Origin of the sequence: Chitinophaga polysaccharea (genome assembly GCF_902150045.1) — a bacterium.
GTDB lineage: Bacteria > Bacteroidota > Bacteroidia > Chitinophagales > Chitinophagaceae > Chitinophaga > Chitinophaga polysaccharea_A.
Map to the genome: position 1 here is coordinate 1,332,711 of NZ_CABFVU010000001.1, position 17,721 is coordinate 1,350,431.

Annotated in this window: 16 protein-coding genes; 8 read left to right on the forward strand and 8 right to left on the reverse strand. The window is 46.8% G+C overall.

Features of this window, described 5'->3' with window-relative positions; genetic code table 11:
- Window positions 1-119: 119 nt before the first annotated feature.
- Window positions 120-707: a Holliday junction branch migration protein RuvA gene (ruvA, locus tag FN124_RS05310; RefSeq protein ID WP_142683719.1), complete on the reverse strand. Its 588-nt coding sequence runs from the start codon at window positions 705-707 to the stop codon at window positions 120-122.
- A 192-nt stretch (window positions 708-899) separates the two neighbouring features.
- On the opposite strand from ruvA, the gene FN124_RS05315 reads away from it, so the two are divergent.
- Window positions 900-1,910 (forward strand): beta-ketoacyl-ACP synthase III, encoded by a 1,011-nt coding sequence (locus tag FN124_RS05315; RefSeq protein ID WP_142683720.1) that lies wholly within the window; start codon window positions 900-902, stop codon window positions 1,908-1,910.
- Window positions 1,911-1,959: 49 nt separating this feature from the next.
- On the opposite strand, the gene FN124_RS05320 is transcribed toward FN124_RS05315, so the two are convergent.
- The 4 genes from FN124_RS05320 to FN124_RS05335 all read right to left on the reverse strand — a co-directional run bounded on the left by FN124_RS05320 (window position 1,960) and on the right by FN124_RS05335 (window position 7,127).
- On the reverse strand, window positions 1,960-3,897 hold the full coding sequence (locus tag FN124_RS05320) for a sensor histidine kinase (protein ID WP_142683721.1): 1,938 nt from the start codon (window positions 3,895-3,897) through the stop codon (window positions 1,960-1,962).
- A 12-nt stretch (window positions 3,898-3,909) separates the two neighbouring features.
- On the reverse strand, window positions 3,910-5,817 hold the full coding sequence (locus tag FN124_RS05325) for a sensor histidine kinase (protein ID WP_142683722.1): 1,908 nt from the start codon (window positions 5,815-5,817) through the stop codon (window positions 3,910-3,912).
- Window positions 5,818-5,891: 74 nt separating this feature from the next.
- Window positions 5,892-6,587, reverse strand: a complete 696-nt coding sequence (locus FN124_RS05330) for an NUDIX hydrolase (RefSeq protein WP_142683723.1) — start codon at window positions 6,585-6,587, stop codon at window positions 5,892-5,894.
- 48 nt (window positions 6,588-6,635) lie between these two features.
- The gene (locus FN124_RS05335) at window positions 6,636-7,127 is read right to left on the reverse strand and encodes a DinB family protein (protein ID WP_185937099.1); all 492 of its coding nucleotides are present in this window, start codon (window positions 7,125-7,127) and stop codon (window positions 6,636-6,638) included.
- Between the two features lie 151 nt (window positions 7,128-7,278).
- Here FN124_RS05335 and FN124_RS05340 point away from each other — a divergent pair, with 151 nt between their 5' ends.
- A complete protein-coding gene (locus FN124_RS05340) occupies window positions 7,279-7,746 on the forward strand; it encodes a GNAT family N-acetyltransferase (protein WP_142683725.1) in 468 nt (155 codons plus the stop codon).
- Between the two features lie 73 nt (window positions 7,747-7,819).
- On the forward strand, window positions 7,820-8,674 hold the full coding sequence (locus tag FN124_RS05345; protein WP_142683726.1) for a GNAT family N-acetyltransferase: 855 nt from the start codon (window positions 7,820-7,822) through the stop codon (window positions 8,672-8,674).
- Between the two features lie 54 nt (window positions 8,675-8,728).
- Here FN124_RS05345 and fabD read toward each other — a convergent pair whose 3' ends face one another.
- From fabD to FN124_RS05360, 3 genes are all read right to left on the reverse strand, one after another.
- Window positions 8,729-9,619, reverse strand: coding sequence for an ACP S-malonyltransferase (gene fabD / locus FN124_RS05350; protein WP_142683727.1), 891 nt, complete (start codon window positions 9,617-9,619; stop codon window positions 8,729-8,731).
- Between the two features lie 119 nt (window positions 9,620-9,738).
- Window positions 9,739-10,326 (reverse strand): GTP cyclohydrolase I FolE, encoded by a 588-nt coding sequence (gene folE / locus FN124_RS05355; protein WP_142683728.1) that lies wholly within the window; start codon window positions 10,324-10,326, stop codon window positions 9,739-9,741.
- 43 nt (window positions 10,327-10,369) lie between these two features.
- Window positions 10,370-10,783 carry a 6-pyruvoyl trahydropterin synthase family protein gene (locus FN124_RS05360; RefSeq protein WP_079469374.1) on the reverse strand — a complete coding sequence of 138 codons (414 nt, stop codon included), beginning with the start codon at window positions 10,781-10,783 and terminating at the stop codon, window positions 10,370-10,372.
- Between the two features lie 114 nt (window positions 10,784-10,897).
- On the opposite strand from FN124_RS05360, the gene mqnB reads away from it, so the two are divergent.
- The 5 genes from mqnB to FN124_RS05385 all read left to right on the forward strand — a co-directional run bounded on the left by mqnB (window position 10,898) and on the right by FN124_RS05385 (window position 17,711).
- Entirely contained in the window at window positions 10,898-11,566 is a 669-nt protein-coding gene (mqnB, locus tag FN124_RS05365) for a futalosine hydrolase (protein ID WP_142683729.1), read from the forward strand.
- Window positions 11,567-11,592: 26 nt separating this feature from the next.
- Window positions 11,593-12,390 (forward strand): 1,4-dihydroxy-6-naphtoate synthase, encoded by a 798-nt coding sequence (locus FN124_RS05370; RefSeq protein ID WP_142683730.1) that lies wholly within the window; start codon window positions 11,593-11,595, stop codon window positions 12,388-12,390.
- A 31-nt stretch (window positions 12,391-12,421) separates the two neighbouring features.
- Window positions 12,422-13,030: an RNA polymerase sigma factor gene (locus tag FN124_RS05375; RefSeq protein WP_142683731.1), complete on the forward strand. Its 609-nt coding sequence runs from the start codon at window positions 12,422-12,424 to the stop codon at window positions 13,028-13,030.
- 125 nt (window positions 13,031-13,155) lie between these two features.
- A complete protein-coding gene (locus FN124_RS05380; protein ID WP_142683732.1) occupies window positions 13,156-14,163 on the forward strand; it encodes a FecR family protein in 1,008 nt (335 codons plus the stop codon).
- A gap of 101 nt (window positions 14,164-14,264) precedes the next feature.
- Complete coding sequence (locus FN124_RS05385; protein WP_142683733.1) at window positions 14,265-17,711, forward strand: SusC/RagA family TonB-linked outer membrane protein; 3,447 nt, start codon at window positions 14,265-14,267, stop codon at window positions 17,709-17,711.
- The last annotated feature ends 10 nt before the right edge of the window (window positions 17,712-17,721 follow it).

The window sequence follows — 17,721 nt, forward strand, 5'->3', positions numbered from 1 at the left end:
ATCCCTAGCGGCAGTATCAACAATGATAAAGGATACAATTGTTATCACCACAAATGCACCATAGTATGTCTTTCTTGCCAAGAAAAATAGGTTTTTATAGAGGATTTTATTTACTTCTTTTATAACGTTTTCAGAGCCTTCTTTATCAGTTCTTCCAAATTTTGCAATAGCGGCTCATTTTTCAGGACTTTCTGGATCGACGATTCTGCCATATTCCGGGCTATTCCCAGAGTTATCAGAGCATTTAACGCATCTTCGTGGATTGTATTGTTCACACTTGCAGATAAATGTATACCGGTATCCTTGTGTTTCGTCAGCTTATCTTTGAGCTCCAGAATTATTCTTTTGGCTGTTTTCGCACCGATTCCCTTGACGCTTTCGAGCATTTTCTCGTTTTCCATCATGATAGCACGTTGCACGTCTTCCGGCTGAAGGGAAGACAACATCATGCGCGCAGTGCTGGCGCCTACCCCGGAAACACTGATCAGCAGGAGGAAAAGGCTTCTTTCCGCCTCTTCAAAAAAGCCATACAACGTGTGTGCATCCTCTTTAATCTGCAGGAAGGTTAACAGTTTGCAACTCTCCATATTCTGTATCCGGGAATATGTGTTGAGGCTGATCTGTACTTCATAACCGATTCCATTCACATCCACATGAACAAGAGCAGGCGACTTATAGGCTAATTTTCCATTCAGATAAGCAATCATACGACGACGTAAGGTTCAGTAAATTTATTAAACTTTTGGAAATTGATTAATAATGTATTCGGGAAAACTGGGGCAAAGATGCTAACTTTTAATGGATTGACAATCCCTAATATTTGTCATATGCGACTTTTTTAGGAAATATACGTTTATATCGTATTTTTACGCCTCGTTTTAAACACATATTTAGTTTATATGAATAAAATAACGGCCGCTATTACAGCGGTGGGTGGATATGTTCCCGATTACGTGCTAACCAACCAGGAATTAGAGAAATTAGTAGATACAACCAACGACTGGATAATAACCCGGACGGGCATCTCGGAGAGAAGGATATTGAAGGGAGAAGGGAAAGGCACCTCTGATCTGTGTGTTCCCGTAGCACTGGAAATCTGCAATAAAAGAGGAATTTCCCCGGAAGAAATTGACCTGCTGATTGTGGCCACTGTAACCCCTGACATGACTTTCCCGGCTACCGCCAACGTGGTAACCGATAAAATTGGCGCAAAAAATGCCTTTGGCTTTGATATCAGCGCTGCCTGCTCCGGTTTTTTATATGCCCTGGAAACCGGTGCACGGTTCATTGAAAGTGGCCGTTACTCCAAAGTAATGGTTATCGGAGCCGACAAAATGAGCTCCATCATTGACTATACCGACAGAACCACCTGTATCATTTTTGGAGATGGCGCCGGCGGCGTACTGCTGGAACCGGATACTGAAGGCTTTGGCTTAATAGACAGCATCCTGAAAAGTGATGGTCATGGCCGCGAATACCTGCACATGAAAGCCGGCGGATCTGTAAAACCTGCTACCATTGAAACAGTAAATAACCGTGAGCACTACGTATACCAGGAAGGTAAAATGGTGTTTAAATATGCCGTTTCCAACATGGCGGAGGCTGCGAAGGATGTAATGGAACGTAATAACCTTACTGCAGAAGATATTTCGTGGCTGGTCCCTCACCAGGCAAACAAACGTATCATTGCCGCTACTTCCCAGTACATCAATGTGCCCGACGAAAAGGTAATGATGAATATTCACCGTTATGGTAACACTACTGCAGGTACCATTCCTTTATGCCTGTGGGATTATGAAAAGTTCCTGAAAAAAGGAGATAACGTGATGATGGCTGCTTTTGGCGGAGGATTTACCTGGGGCGCCAACTATATTAAATGGGCGTACGACGGGGATAAATCCGGTAAATAATATACTGCTCAATATTAAAACGGATAACAGCAGCGATCATCCGCAGCTGTTATCCGTTTGTATTTTTAACCTCCTCCAGCATGGCGGTGAACACCAGGTACCTCCCTTCACTGGCCGTTGCCTGCAGGCCGCCCTTCATCTTATCTAAAAAGTCGCGCGTAATAGCAAAACTAAGGGCGTGCATATCCTGCTGCCAGCCGGAGAGGCGTTGCAGGATATCACCGGCACCGGCGCCGGTGTCCGCAATAATGCGGACATACACCCTCCCGTCTTTATTCCAGGCCGATAATACCAGCAGGCTGCCTGGTTGTGCATATTGTACGGAAAGCCGCAACAGGTGGAGCTGGGCCCCCCTGAGCATCTCAGGATCGGCCATTACCCAACAGTCGGCAGGCAGCAGGTTCACCACCACCAGGCCTTTTTCTTTTATGGCGGATGCCATTTGCTTCAACGTATGATCAACAGTATCATCCAGCAAACAAGGCTTTCCCTGGTAGGCAAATCCCGATAACTGCATACGGATCCATTTTAAAATGTTATCAAATATGCTCAGCGTATTACCTGATACGGCTGCTATTTCCCTGACCAGAGCCGTCATTTCCGCCTGGCTTGCGTCCTGGTTGCGCAGTTGCAGCGCTGCGGAGGAGATATATTGTAACGGCTCACGGAAATCGTTGGTAATAATACTGATCAGCTTATTCTTGAACTCATCATTTGCCCGCAGGGCTATATTTTTAAGGGCAACGCCGGTATAGCTGTCGGATAATGCCTGCTCCTGTCTTTTCCAGGCCAGGTATTGCCGGTGCCGGCTGTAAAGCAGGATGAATAACAGGATCACAATAATGAACAGCCCTGCTATAATAAACTGGCTTTGTTTTCTGCGCAGCCGCACCTGTTCCAGCTCCTGCTGCTGCCGCTGGTTGTTACGGGCCAGTTGTTGCAGCGACTGTTCCTTCAAAAAGAAAGCGATGTAATTCACCTGGTCCTTTTCCTGCTGGTAGCGGTACTGTGCGGCCAGCCGCATTATTTCCCTGCTGTAGTAGCCTGTTTTCGCTGTATTCCGCTGTTGTCGGTAGTAGTCGTATAACCCTGCGAGGGTGGGCAGGTTCAGCTCAATACAACCGGCTTTTTTTGCCAGCTCATAAGACAGCTCCCGGTAGCGGGTTGAATCCGTACGGTACCCCAGCCGGTTATAATCTTCCAGGCGGTTATAAATATCCATTGCCACATAGGTCAATCCCCTTTTCAGCGCCGCCTCCGCCAGTTGATTGATCCTCGCTTCTGCCTCTTTCCCCCTTCCCTGTACTACCAATGTATCAGCGGCATAGGCATCGATATAAAGCGGCAGCCGGCTGTAAGGATACTTCCGGCTGATATCTGCTGCAGTTCTCAGCGCCCATAGTACGGAGTCCTTACGGGTGGTATCCCTGTAAAAACGCATGGCGTAATTCACCAGCAGTATGCTATAAACAGAGTCCTGCGACGCCGGCAGCCTGGCCGCCATATGAAAGGCCTCATAGAAATAATTGTTGGCATCTTCCGGTCGCCCCATATTCCGGTAATAGAGATACAGGTTGCTAAGCGTTTTGGCGATACGGGCGCTGTCGGCCACAGCTTTGTGAAGCTGCAGTGCCCTGTAGCCATAAATACCGGCAATATTAAAATCTGTTCTCAGGGCATAACAGAAGCTCATTACATCAAAGGCATCTGCCAATCCTTTTTTGTATTGATATTTTTCTGCCATTTCATATTCCCTGATGGCATAGGTAAAGCTGCTGTCGAGGTTAATCATCATATATAATGCCCCAATCTTGCCAAGGGTATTAATACGGTCAATACTGTCCTGCTGAACAGACAGTTCCTGTAACAGCCCCGGTAATTGGGATTGCCGGGCGGCGGCCCGCTGTGTAGTACATAACAATATCATCGCCAGCAGGCCGGCGGCGTATATATGTTTATAATACAGATATCGGATACTGTGCGTCATATTTTTTCCTGGTCACTCCGGCAACTGGTAATAAAAAGTACTGCCTTCATCGGCATTGTTTTCAGCATGTATCTTTCCGTTCATTTTATCAATAAAATCTTTACAGATGATGAGCGCAAGGCCTGCGCCTTTACCGGCGCGTTCTCCTTCAATGGCGTTGCGGTTCCAGTTAAACAGGTGAGGAAGCATGGCGGCATCTATCCCGGAGCCTTCATCTGTGAAGGCAACGGTGAGCCAGCCATCCTTACATGTAGCTTTTACCGTTATCATCCCCTGATCCGGGGAGAATTTAATAGCGTTATGTAAAAAATTCCGGTGGATAAACTGTAGCATTTCATAGTCGGCCGCAACGGTGGTGTTTGCCGGGATATCCACTACTATGCGGATCTCTTTCCCGGCGACCAGGTGTTGCAGGTTTTTTACCGTATGACTGATCATTTCTTCCAGCCGGAATATTTCGGGCCGGTATACAAAACCGGATAACTGGGTACGGATCCATCGCAATATTTCTTCAAAAATAACCAGGGTACCGGCAGCAGTATGTTCCACTTCCGAGATCATGTTGGCGGCTTCCCTTACGGTGAGCGACTTTTCATCTATAAACCCGGTAATATTAACGATGTTATGCAGCGGTGTCCTGAAATCATGCGCTATCATGGAGATCAGTTTATTTTTAAAGTCGTCGCTATCCCTGAGAGCGTTGTTACCCAGCCGGATCTCCTCCTGCAGGGCGGCCATGCTAGCAGTATTTTTCCGGGAGAGGCGGTAAGCGCGCACAAAATATGTTACCAGGATAACCAGTAAAATCGCGATAGCAGCTATGATCAGCAGCTGGTAATACCAGAAATGATTGGCGGCTTTATTAACTGCCAGTTGTTGTTTTTGTGATTGGTTTTGTTGTTGCAGGGAATCCAGCCATTCATCGCCAAAGGCATAGGAAAGATAATCTGCTTCGCCGGCCTGCATATCTTCCTGTTGCTGCATCATTACGCCGAGGGCCAGGCGGCTATAGCCGGCAGCCCGGGGGGAGTCGCCCGTTCGCAGTGACCTGTTATACAGGCTTGTGATCACCGGCAGCATTAAGCCGGCATAACCGCCGGCTACTGCGTAGCTCACCGATTGGCGCTGGTACTGTAAAGAATCCGGTTGTTGCTGCCAGATGCGGTAGCCTGTTAGCTGGAGGCAGGCATACATAGCTATATAATTAAGGCCGGCGCTGTCGGCCGCAGCTATTACACCTTTCAGGTTTTCTTCTGCTTTTTTTATTTCACCTGCGCGCAGCTGTTCATTGGCTGCAAATAACCTGGTATACAGGATCCCCAGTTCGTCGTGATACCTGTGAGCCAGCGAGATGGCCTGCTGTAGCCCTTTTTGGGCAACGGGCAATGCAACGGAGTCTGATTCATTAATGAGGTAGTAGCTGGCCAGCACCCATGTCCGCAGGGAGTCCAGTCCCATATCCCAGGTCACTTTCAGTGCCCGGTTAATATAACGCTGCGCTTCCTCGTGTTTTTGCTGGTACTGGTAGAAGGTGCCGATATTCATCAGGGCTACAGCCACCCCGGCAGAGTCGCCTGCGGCGCGGCAGGCCGTAAGGGCGTTGTCATAGAAAAGATAGGAAAGATACCGGTGAGGGCGTAGGGCATAATAGCGGCCCATACCGCGCAGGGCGTCGCGTTGTCCTTTGTTGTAACTGATGCGCTCCGACAGCTCCTTGGCGCGTTTGGCGTATACCCCGCTGCTATCGAGCTGGCGGGGCAGATAGAGCGTTGATAGCCTGTTCAATGCATCCACATAGTTTGCACTGTCCGTTATCCGTGGTAACGCATTCTTAATTGCAATAATATCATTATGCTGGGCATATAATGCCTGCGAAATAAAAAGCAGGGCATACAGGCCAATACGGTGTAAACATGACATAATGGGGAATCAACCGACTGTAAAATAATTTTATTTACAGTCCCTGCTTCCATCCATTTTGTTCATTTTACCGGCTAGATTTCGAATACCAGTCCTTTCCGTTTCAGGGCCTCATATTTTTCAGGATCGAAGCGGTAGAGGTGAGCGCCTTTTTTAGAGGAGGTTTTATCTTTTTCCTCCAGTTTTTCCATTACATCCAGCGACAGGATCTTCTTGCGGAAGTTACGTTTATCAAGGGTTTTGCGGTATATTTCTTCATAGAGGCTTCTCAGTTGGGAGAGGGTGAATTTCTCCGGCAGCAGTTCAAAACCTATGGGATGGAACTGTGCATTATTCCGAAGTGCGGCCAGTGCATCTTCAATCATTTTACCATGATCGAAGATCAGTTCTGGTATTTCATGCAGCTCCAGCCAGTGCGCACCATGTTCGCGGGCCAGTGGCTTATCATGATTTTTGATACGGATCAGGGCGTAGTAGGCAACGGATATTACCCTGGCGCCGGTATCGCGGCCTACATTGCCATAGCAATGCAGCTGGTTCATATAAATATCGTCCAGCCCGGTGGTATGCGCCAGTACACGGGCGGCCGCTTCATCGGTGCTTTCATCTTCCTGCACAAAACCGCCTACCAGCGACCATTCGCCGGCCATAGGCGCCACCTTCCGTTCCATGATCAATAATTTCAGGCGGCCTTCATCAAATCCAAAGATGATACAATCCACTGCCACCAGGTGTTTCGGGGCCTTTGCATAAAAAGAAGCAGCATTCATATAGGAATTTTAAAAGGCGGAAAATCTATCAAAAATAATAAAACCGGATTATTTTTTTGGCTTAAAACGATTGTATTCCGTGGCCGGTATCTTACCCACTCCCAATACCCCTAACATATATACCAGCTGACCGCGGTAAAAGGTACTATGGTTACATACCTCCATCACCGCATCCTGTACGGCCATTTTATAGTGTTCGCTTTTCTTGAGGGTATATGCAATGGTATGGTTCAGCTTTACCTGGCTGGCTTTTTCCACCCATTCTTCCAGTAAGGCCGACTGTGAAAGCCAGGCGGCACAGGCTTCTGTAAAACTGCCGCTGAAGCCTGCAGTGGGATCCGTTGTTTTTTCAGTGAGCTGCAAACGCTGATGCCAGAGGCTTTCCGTATACCATATGTGATAAACGGTATTACGTAACGTGGAAAAACCTCCCCCCAGCTCCCTGTTCAGCTGTTCGTCCGTTAGTTTAAGCAATACCTTTGCCAGCTGTTGATTAGCCCAGCTGTTATAAGCTGTATAATGCGCAAGCATATTTTTCATGTAAGAAGCAATTAATGCCATTTTCACCTAAACAACCTACAAATTACAATATTGTTCGTCATTTTAGCTATAGATATTTGCTACGTCCTTTATCCCAACGGGCCGGTAAGGAACTTGAAATTTTGATTATTTTTGGTTAATATACCGAGATATGGAAGATATAACGTTAAGGGTTGCACGAAGAGAAGACAGCGCCCGGTTGATGGAGCTGATCCGTGAGCTGGCAGCATATGAAAAAGCGGCGGAACAGGTTACGGTAAGCCAGGAGCATTTTGAAGAAGCCGGTTTTGGCCCTAACCCGGTGTGGAAGGCATTTGTAGCCAGCACAGTGATCAACGGCCGGGAAGTGATCCATGGGTTTGCGCTTTACTATACGCGCTACTCTACCTGGAAAGGCTGCCGGATGTACCTGGAAGATATCATTGTTACCAAGGAGTGGCGGGGCCAAGGCATCGGGAAATTGTTGTTCGACCAGCTGGTGATCGAGGCAAAAGAAAAACAGTTCAGCGGAATTGTTTTCCAGGTACTGGAATGGAACACGCCAGCCATTAATTTCTACCAAAAATATACTGATAAATTTGATCCCGAATGGATCAATGTCAGCATAGAACTGCAATAATTTTTCCGCTCATAAAATTCCGGGACGGTATGTCGTCAATCCTTGCTAATATTGGCGACATACCCATTCCACTATGATCTATATCCACGATTTCCGTACACTTCACAACGTATCTACCCCTGGTCTTTGCGATACCTTCAATGCTGCTTTCAGCGATTATATAGTACCTCTGCACCTTACGCCCTCCATACTGGAACAAAAGATGCAGGGTGAAAATATCCTGCGGGATTATTCTATCGGCGCCTTTGCAGGCAATACACTTGGCGGCTTCATTTTACATGCCGCAGATAACAAAGTGCATCCCACTATGCTATACAACGGTGGAACCGGTATTATCCCCGAATACCGCGGGCAGCACCTCGTGCAGAAAATGTACGACCAGTTCATACCTGCTTACCAGGCACAGGGCATCCGTAAAATTATCCTGGAGGTGATCAGTACCAACCTTCCTGCTATCAAGGCATATACGAATACCGGGTTTGATAAAACCCGTACCATTCATTCTTTCAAGGGGAATATACATACGCGTAAAAAACCAGCGGGCATCTCCATAAAAGAAAACAGGACACCCAACTGGTCCCTGCTGGCCACCTTTATGGATATGGTTCCTACCTGGTCTAACACTATCAGCAGCATACAACGGGAAGCGCCGTTCTCCGTTACCTGGGAGGCTGTTATAGACGGGCATACAGCGGGATTTATCAGTGTGCATAAAGACACCCGGAGGATCAGGAATATAGCCGTACACCCGGAGTTTCGCAGAAGAGGCGTAGGAAGCGCCATGCTGCAGTATGCCTCCGATCTGTTCATGGGAGCGGCCGTGAGCATCATTAATATCGATGAGCATTTCCCTGAAATAGACAGGTTCCTGCAACAGGCGGGATTAACGAATTACCTGTCGCAATACGAGATGGAAATAGTATTATAAAATAAAAATGCAGCGGGTTATCCACTGCATTTTTATTTTACAGAGATGATATTATCAGTTGATACCGTTCACCACTGTTTCCTTGTTAATTTTCTGGATCAGACCCTGTAATACTTTACCGGGACCAACTTCCGTAAATTCCTTACCACCGTCGGCTACCATGGCCTGTACGGATTGTGTCCATTTAACCGCGCCCGTTAGCTGATCTATCAGGTTCTGTTTGATCTGTACAGGATCGGTTACCGCTACGGCCACCACATTCTGGTAAACCGGGCAGGAAGGTGTATTGAAGGTAGTAGTGTTGATAGCTGCCTGCAGCTCTTCTTTGGCAGAAGCCATTAACGGCGAATGGAAAGCACCGCCTACAGGGAGGATCAGGGCTCTTTTAGCACCGGCAGCCTTCATTCTTTCGCAGGCGATTTCCACCCCTTTGAGGGTACCGGAAATCACCAGCTGACCGGGGCAGTTATAGTTAGCCGGCACTACCACTTCTCCGGTTTCTGCAGTAACAGCAGCGCATATTTCTTCTACTCTGGCATCGTCCAGGGCCAGTACAGCAGCCATGGTAGATGGTTGCAGCTCGCAGGCTTTCTGCATGGCATTGGCGCGGATGGCCACCAGTTTCAGGGCTGCTTCAAACGACAGTACGCCATTGGCTACAAGGGCCGAAAATTCTCCCAGGGAGTGGCCTGCCACCATTTCCGGTTGTGCGTGCTCTGTACAGAGGAAGGCAATCACTGCATGCAGGAAAACAGCAGGCTGGGTAACATTGGTTTGTTTCAGGTCTTCTTCGGTGCCGCTGAACATAATATCAGAAATACGGAAGCCTAAGATGTTATTTGCCTGTTCAAAAAGTTCTTTTGCTTTTACGTTGGTGTCGTACAGATTTTTGCCCATACCCGGAAACTGGGAACCTTGTCCGGGAAATACAAAAGCATGCTTCATGTGGATATAAATTAATATTTTTTCAAATATAAATAAGAATTACGGATTTACAGGTAGCTGATAAATGTAAATTACTATTATCATCTACCCATAAATCCGTAATTAGTAATATAGATTTTTTATTTGGAGATCAGTTTCATGAATTCTGCCCTGGTGGTGCCATGCTCAAACTGGCCACTGAACGCGGATGTGGTGGTAAGGGAATTTTGTTTTTGTACTCCTCTCATCATCATGCACAGGTGCTGCGCTTCAATTACCACGGCAACGCCCTGTGGCTGCAGCGTTTCCTGGATAGCATCCAGGATCTGGTGCGTAAGGCGCTCCTGCACCTGCAGGCGGCGGGCATATACATCCACTACCCTGGCAATTTTGCTCAGACCGGTGATATAACCGTTTGGAATATAGGCTACGTGCGCTTTTCCAAAGAAGGGCAGCATATGATGCTCGCACATAGAATACAACTCTATGTCTTTCACTATCACCATTTCACTATATGCTTCTGTAAACTTTGCGCCCTCCAGTATTTCACGTGCATCCTGCTGGTATCCCTGTGTGAGGAACTGCATGGCTTTGGCCACCCGTTCGGGTGTTTTCTGCAGCCCTTCTCTTTCAGGGTCTTCCCCCAGCAAGTGCAAACATTCTTTATAATTTTCTACAAGACCGGACGTGATCTTTTCATCATAACTTTCGTTCTTATTATACGCCATTCTTATATGATTTAATATATTTCAAAGGCCGGGACAGGATGTATTATTTCCCACCGTAATACTCTACGTATATACGTGGGGTTTCATATAATTTGATACAGTGCAGCTGTACTTCCGCCGGCAGGTGTTTGGCCAGCTGGTCCCAGATAGCGATCGATAAATTTTCGGCGGATGTGAATTTATCTTTCATAAAATCAACATCCATATTAAGATTCCGGTGATCTATCTTTTCTATCACCGCATCCCGGATAATTACGCCCAAAGTTTTGGCATTAAATACAAAACCCGTTTCCGGATCAGGATTACCTTTTATAGTGACGTGCAGTTCGTAATTATGACCATGCCAGTTTTCGTTGGCACATTTACCAAAAACTTCTTCGTTCTTCTCTTTGCTCCAGCCCGGGTTAGATAACTTATGCGCTGCATTGAAGTTCTCTACTCGCGTTAAATAAATCATTATTGCAAAAAATTTTTGCAAAAATACCACTATTAAACGAGTAGTGCCAATTTATCCTAATTCCTGTCAATTGTTTTACACGGCAAGCAATCATTTTTGCCTTATTTTTACCGGATGAAAATATTGGTGACCGCGGCTACCACACTGGAAATACAGCCCTTTTTACAGTATCTCGACACACATATCCCGGCCCTTAAAGCCGCGAACTGCAATATAGATGTGCTGATTGCCGGTATTGGCATGATGCACACCGCTTTCAGCCTGGGAAGGCACCTGGTGGTAAACCGCCCCGATATAGCCATACAGGCCGGTATTGGCGGCTGTTTCCGCCATCACCGCGAATTGGGGGAAGTAATGCTCATTAAAAAGGAGTACCTGGCCGACCTCGGTGCGGAAGACAACGATCAGTTTAAAGATTTATTTGATATACAGCTCTGGCAGCCATCACAACCGCCATTTACCGGTAACAGCCTGGTGAACACCTTTGCGGGACTGCCCGAAGTGCCTCCCCTGCCCCTTGCAACCGGCGTGAGCGTAAACCTTGTAAGCGGCAGCCAGTTTACCATACAAAAGCTGGTGGCCAAATACGACCCGGACATAGAGAGTATGGAGGGCGCTGCCTTTCATTATGCCTGCCTGCTGGAAGAAATACCATTCCTTCAACTCAGGAGCATCTCTAACTACGTGGAAATCAGGGATAAAAGTAAATGGAAGATCCTCCTGGCCGTAAAAACACTTAACGAACAATTGATAAAGACCGTGGAAACACTGGCCGGCATTTAACGACAGCATATAAAATTTCGACAGCTATGCATTTATCTTTAGGTTTTTCACCCTGCCCGAATGATACTTTCATTTTTGATGCACTGGTAAACAACAAAATAGATACAAAGGAATTTACCTTTGATACGCATCTTGAGGATGTGGAAACATTGAACAACTGGGCGCTGCAAGGCAAACTGGCCGTTACAAAGCTGAGCTTTGCAGTATATCTCAAAGTAAAAGACCAGTATGAGCTGCTCAACAGCGGCAGCGCACTGGGACGGGGCTGCGGGCCATTACTCATTGCAAAAAAAGATATTCCCCTGGAAGAGATAAAAAACAAGACCATCGCCATTCCAGGCGAAAACACTACCGCCAACCTCCTTTTCTCTATTGCTTTCCCGGAAGCCACCAACAAAAAGGTAATGCTGTTTTCTGAAATAGAAAACGCCGTACTGAACGGCGATGTGGATGCAGGCGTGATCATCCATGAAAACCGCTTCACCTACCAGCTTAAAGGCCTGGTAAAACTGATGGACATGGGTGAATACTGGGAACAAACCACCGGTAACCCTATCCCACTGGGAGGGATCTTTATCCGTAAGGATATACCGGAAGCTGCCCGTGCCCAACTCGACACACTTATCCATAACAGCCTGCAGAATAGTTATACTACTTATCCGCAATTGTCTGATTATGTAAAATCACATGCGCAGGAAATGGATGAATCTGTGATGCGTCAGCACATTGATCTGTATGTGAATGATTTTAGCCTGGATCTGGGCAAAGAGGGAAAAGCCGCTGTGGAAGCGCTGATGGAAGCAGCGGAAAAAATCCGTCCGTAAGCAGCCGATTTTTTCGTTCTTTTGTTGCGGTATGATCGATAATAAGGATACAGACCTGTGGAACAGGTTTCGGCAAGGAGAGGAACAGGCACTATATACCTTGTATGAAAAGTATTATCACCTGCTCCTTTTCCTGGGCCTTAAAATATGCGCCAGAAGCGAACCGGTGAAAGACTGTATCCAACAGGTGTTTCTTTATTTCTGGGAGAAAAGGGAAGGCCTGGATACCGTCAATAATGTACGCAGCTACATTATCACCTCTTTCAAACGCAAACTGTTATTACATCTTCAACAGGAAAAAAAAGACAATGGCCTGCTATCGCTCTGGATGGAAACCGAAACCGGCAGCGATACACCCTCTGCTGAACAACTGCTGATGCAGCAGCAACAAAGCAAAGCAGCCATCGGGCGCATACAGGAAGCCATCGCTTTACTCAGCCCGAGGCAAAAAGAACTAATTAATCTCCGCTTTTATGAAGGCAGGAGCTATGATGAAATAACAGACATCACCGGGCTTACGCACCGTACCGTCTACAATCATTTGTACGAAGCACTTAAATCCCTCAAACAATCACTTGAACAGGATCTCAAATCCGGCAACCTGCATTTGAGAACATTACTGCTGTTACTTCCCTTATAAATTCCTTGTTAGATTATTTTCAATAAAGCTTCTTTAAAATAAAAAATATCAAAATCTGAAAATTTACCGGTACATACCCGGTAAAAGAGAGCTGATTGTCGCTCTACTTTAAAAATGGATGGAGAATGCTGCCAAAGGACCTGAATGAATTAGACCTGTTGCTTGACGATACCTTTCTGCAATATATCCGGGGAAACAGTGCCACGGCTATTGCTAAGTGGGAAAGTTATATCCGGCAGCACCCTGAAATAAAGGATAAGGTAGCTGCAGCGGTAGCCTTGTATTATAATATTAACGCAGCCGAAGCAGAAAAAGACAGGGCTGCACAATTAAACAGGCTGCAACAGGCAGTAAAAGCTACCCGCCCTGTGCGCCGCATCAACTACCGGCAAATAGCATGGCGTGCTGCTGCAGTGCTGCTGCTGGGAGGCATCGCCCTGCTTTGGCCACGGCTGAAACCGCGTACGCCGGCTGCAGGTTCCAACACCCTCCTGGTATACTCCAGTGAATGGGGACAACGCAAACTGCTCACTTTGCCGGATGGCTCTTCAGTGATCCTGAACGCCAATACAACTGTAAGGATTCCTTCCGATTACAGCAATAAACACCGGCACGTGGAACTGGTAAAAGGTGCAGCGTTGTTTGATGTACAAACCAACCCGGAAGATCCGTTCATGGTAACCAGCAAACAAATTCAGACAACAGTGCTGGGCACTTCCTTTCTGGTAAAATCATATCCGTATGAGCCACAGTCGACAGTATCATTGCTCAGCGGAAAAGTAAAAGTGAGTGAAAAATCAGGCACAGCTGCACCACTTACCCTGGCGCCCGGTGAACAGGCGAAGTGGAATGAAACGAAACAGGAAATGAGCAAAGCATCTTTTGATACCATCGCTTTGCGTACCTGGAAAACAGGCAAATTAGTATTTGATAATGCCAGCGTATCCGAAGTAATACGGCAACTGGAAAACTGGTATGGAATACCATTCCGCGTAAATGGAAATCCGTTATATACCAAACGGTTTTCCGGCGCGTTCGACAACGATAAATTAGAAAAGGTTTTGAACATCTTTTGTTTTACAGCCGGATGTAGTTTTCAAATACAACCGGACAAAGTGCTGATTCAATTTTAATAACAGGCGTTTCCACCAAAATCGCTGAATCGGGATCACATGCAGGCTGCCGGTGCCTGCATGCAGTTACCCACATCAACCATCATTAAAAAATCTGATGCATGACTTTTAATTATGCGCGCCTCCGTGCGCCGTTAAGCACTGCGGTAAAATGGCAGTTCCCTCTTTTGGTGTTGTTAATGCTAACTACCCGTATGCTATCATACGGACAGCAAAGAAAATCAATTGCGTTCAGGGAGGCAGACATTGCCACTGCCTTCAAAAAAATCGAAAGCACCTACCAGGTAAAATTCTTCTATGCTGCGGGTACATTGCCGGTCAGGCGGATCACCCTGGCTTCTAAACAGAGAAGCCTGCGGGAAGTGCTGGAAGAGCTGGAAGATGCATCTGGTCTTCAGTTTAGGACCAGCGGCAATATGATCGGCGTGGTAATGCCTTACAACAATATCAACGTTACCAAAGCACAGCCGATGATCAAAGGAAAAGTAACCGACCGCAAAGGACAGCCGCTACCAGGTACCACCGTCCGCGACATAATCAGTGGCAGGGGCACAGTAACCGATGCCAACGGCGCATTTGTTATTGCTTCTGAAGAAGGTCGCCCCTTAATGATCAGCAGCATTGGCTACCGCCAGAAAACACAGGTTATTTCCGGTACAGAAAACCATATTACGATGGATGAAGATGCTACCAGTCTTGGTGGCGTAGTGGTAATGGGTTATACGAATAAACAGGCCAGCGAGCTAACCGGCGCTGTCCAAAAGATTTCGGGTGATCAGCTACGCAGTTCCGTTTCTTCTTCCAATATACTCTCTATGCTGAAGGCCAAAACCACCGGCATGTATATAGTGGAACCTTCCGCCGATGCCGGTGCAAGAGGACAGGTATTGCTCCGCGGCCAGTCGTCTCTCCCATCCGGTACCAGCGCCTACTTTGGACCACTGATCGTTATTGACGGCGTAATTTCCAACTCGCAGAATTTACAGGACGTGGTAAATCCTGCTGATGTGGAAAGCATTACCATCCTGAAAGATGCTGCATCTACCGCCATCTATGGGTCGCGCGCGGCACAGGGTGTAATTGTGGTGACCACCAAAAGGGCCGCTGCGAACAGCGGCGTGCATGTAACACTGGATACCCGCTATGGCGCTATAAAACAGAACCGCGCCATCCACATGATGAATACGTCTGAAAATATTGCACTGATGGACAAAGTGATGCAACGCAGATGGGAGGAAACACCTTCCCTTCAGCAACAGTTCCCCACTGCGGCAGATTTCATCCGGCAAAGAAGGATCTATACCGATGAAGATAAAACAAAGAACTTCGACTGGGAAAAAGCAATGTTTGATGATGGAAATTTTTCTGATATCAGCCTGGGGCTTAACAGTGGCAATGATAAAACAACACTGTATGCCGCCGTTGACTGGTACAAGGAAAAAGGAATTAATGTGGGTAATACTTTTGATCGTCGTAATCTCCGGCTGAACATTGTCCAGCATTTTTCCAAAAAGGTTTCCGGCGGGCTGAACACCAGTGCTATTATCGATAAAACCATTTCCCGCAACGGTGTGCCGGTAATTTACATGACCCAGCCCTTTGTAACACCATACAATGCAGATGGATCGCTGGCCGACAGTATTCCTGTGAAACAATCCAATAATTTTGGCGTGCCCTATACTACCTGGTCGCAGAATTTTATAGGTGAAAAGAAGTTCGATAATACGGCGGTTATAAGTAACCAGCACTTCACCGGAACTGCATGGCTGAGCTACCAGGTATTGCCCTGGCTGAGCGTTAAAACCGCCAATACCATCGATTATATCAGCAACCACCGGAATTCTTACATGGATTCCCGCAGCTATTCAGGGAAATATGGCGGTTATCCTTACCTGTTTGCGCCAGGCGCCGCAGTTCCCAATGGAACGCTTACCATAGCAGACACCAGGTTCTTTAATTTTACTTCTACCAATACACTGAGTGCCATCAAACAGTTTGGCAACCACAGCCTGAATTTCCTGGCTGGTACAGAATGGGCAAAACGTACTAATGAAACCAGTACCATTGACATGTATAACCTGCTGCCCGGGGAAAGGAATATGGGTGCAGCAAAAAACTTTGGCAGCGCCATCAGCGTCGCTTACAATTCCCCTTACAGACCCTCGGGTGGTTATACTGAAAGAGCCAGCTTTTCCGCCTTCAGTGAACTGAATTATAATTATCTCGCTAAATACTATGCAGCCGCTTCTCTTCGTACTGATGCCTTCACCAATTTTGGCCGCAATAAAAGATACGGTACTTTCTACGCAGTTAGCGCCGGCTGGTTGATTAACAAAGAAGCATTTCTGGCAGATGTGAAAGCTATAGACCTACTCAAGCTGCGGGTAGTGCACGGAACTTCCGGAAGGGACGTGGGCGATGGATATCTGAATCAAACCCTTTACTCAGCAAACACCAATTATACCTATGATAACGTTAATAATATAGGTTCCTCCATTACACAGCTGGAAAATCCCGACATCAGCTGGGAAACCACTGTTAATAATACAGCAGGAATAGATATCGGCTTGTGGAAACGCATAGAGCTTTCGGCCGATCTCTACTCAAAACTCAGTAAAAACCTGCTACAACAGGTATTTGTGGGCTCTGCACAAGGCTCCTTCCAGCAGTATCAAAATGTGGGAGAAGTGCTGAACAAAGGACTTGAACTAATGCTGAACACCCGCAATATAGATACCCGGAACTTCAGCTGGACCACCAACCTTAATGTAAGCTTTAATAAAAACACCATAAAAAAACTGTACGGCGATTCTCTTCTCGACAATTACAACCGTGCGTATTACCGTTATAGAGGAGAAGATCTGAATGTAATTAAAGCTATCCGTTATGTAGGGGTAAATCCTGATAACGGCGCACCACTGTTTGAAAACTATGATGCCTCCGGAAAAAAGCAGGTAGTAGAAGGCATTGGCGGAATAGCAGATATCCGCAATTACCAGACGATTGGCTCCGCCACACCCAAATTCTTTGGCGGCTTCACCAATACCTTCACTTATAAGCAATTTTCCCTGAGCGCGGAGATGTGGTTCCAGGTAGGCAACTATACCGCCATGAGCCTTATCAATAACTTCCAGGATCCCTCCGCTCCTTTTCTTGGCCGGAATAATGTAAACTGGCAGGCCAGTCAGAAAGTATGGCAGCAGCCCGGTGATAAAAATGCGAACTATCCCGATGTATATAGCAGCAAAATGAGCACCTGGCGGGTGTTCGACAGCCGTTCCTCGCTTATATACGGCAATGCCAGTCATATCCGTATGCGGAACATCAGGGTCGGGTACGATCTGGCGCAAAAAACATTAGCGAAGATACATGCACAGCGTGCAGGCGTATTCGTTAGCATGGACAATGTTTTCGTTATCAAACATAAAGACTATGTAGGGGCCGATCCTGAAGGCGCTACTATTGGCACCTCTACCTCCTACGGAGGTGTAGGCGTCGGAAATGCCAATCCACGGCGCATTACTGCCGGTCTTAATGTTACATTCTAAACTACTGAAA

What these genes read in the sequence shown, in the direction of transcription:
- ruvA (WP_142683719.1), bottom strand. Translation starts at nt 707, where the DNA reads ATGATTGCTTATCTGAATGGAAAATTAGCCTATAAGTCGCCTGCTCTT.
- FN124_RS05315 (WP_142683720.1), top strand. Translation starts at nt 900, where the DNA reads ATGAATAAAATAACGGCCGCTATTACAGCGGTGGGTGGATATGTTCCC.
- FN124_RS05320 (WP_142683721.1), bottom strand. Translation starts at nt 3,897, where the DNA reads ATGACGCACAGTATCCGATATCTGTATTATAAACATATATACGCCGCC.
- FN124_RS05325 (WP_142683722.1), bottom strand. Translation starts at nt 5,817, where the DNA reads ATGTCATGTTTACACCGTATTGGCCTGTATGCCCTGCTTTTTATTTCG.
- FN124_RS05330 (WP_142683723.1), bottom strand. Translation starts at nt 6,587, where the DNA reads ATGAATGCTGCTTCTTTTTATGCAAAGGCCCCGAAACACCTGGTGGCA.
- FN124_RS05335 (WP_185937099.1), bottom strand. Translation starts at nt 7,127, where the DNA reads ATGAAAAATATGCTTGCGCATTATACAGCTTATAACAGCTGGGCTAAT.
- FN124_RS05340 (WP_142683725.1), top strand. Translation starts at nt 7,279, where the DNA reads ATGGAAGATATAACGTTAAGGGTTGCACGAAGAGAAGACAGCGCCCGG.
- FN124_RS05345 (WP_142683726.1), top strand. Translation starts at nt 7,820, where the DNA reads ATGATCTATATCCACGATTTCCGTACACTTCACAACGTATCTACCCCT.
- fabD (WP_142683727.1), bottom strand. Translation starts at nt 9,619, where the DNA reads ATGAAGCATGCTTTTGTATTTCCCGGACAAGGTTCCCAGTTTCCGGGT.
- folE (WP_142683728.1), bottom strand. Translation starts at nt 10,326, where the DNA reads ATGGCGTATAATAAGAACGAAAGTTATGATGAAAAGATCACGTCCGGT.
- FN124_RS05360 (WP_079469374.1), bottom strand. Translation starts at nt 10,783, where the DNA reads ATGATTTATTTAACGCGAGTAGAGAACTTCAATGCAGCGCATAAGTTA.
- mqnB (WP_142683729.1), top strand. Translation starts at nt 10,898, where the DNA reads ATGAAAATATTGGTGACCGCGGCTACCACACTGGAAATACAGCCCTTT.
- FN124_RS05370 (WP_142683730.1), top strand. Translation starts at nt 11,593, where the DNA reads ATGCATTTATCTTTAGGTTTTTCACCCTGCCCGAATGATACTTTCATT.
- FN124_RS05375 (WP_142683731.1), top strand. Translation starts at nt 12,422, where the DNA reads ATGATCGATAATAAGGATACAGACCTGTGGAACAGGTTTCGGCAAGGA.
- FN124_RS05380 (WP_142683732.1), top strand. Translation starts at nt 13,156, where the DNA reads ATGCTGCCAAAGGACCTGAATGAATTAGACCTGTTGCTTGACGATACC.
- FN124_RS05385 (WP_142683733.1), top strand. Translation starts at nt 14,265, where the DNA reads ATGACTTTTAATTATGCGCGCCTCCGTGCGCCGTTAAGCACTGCGGTA.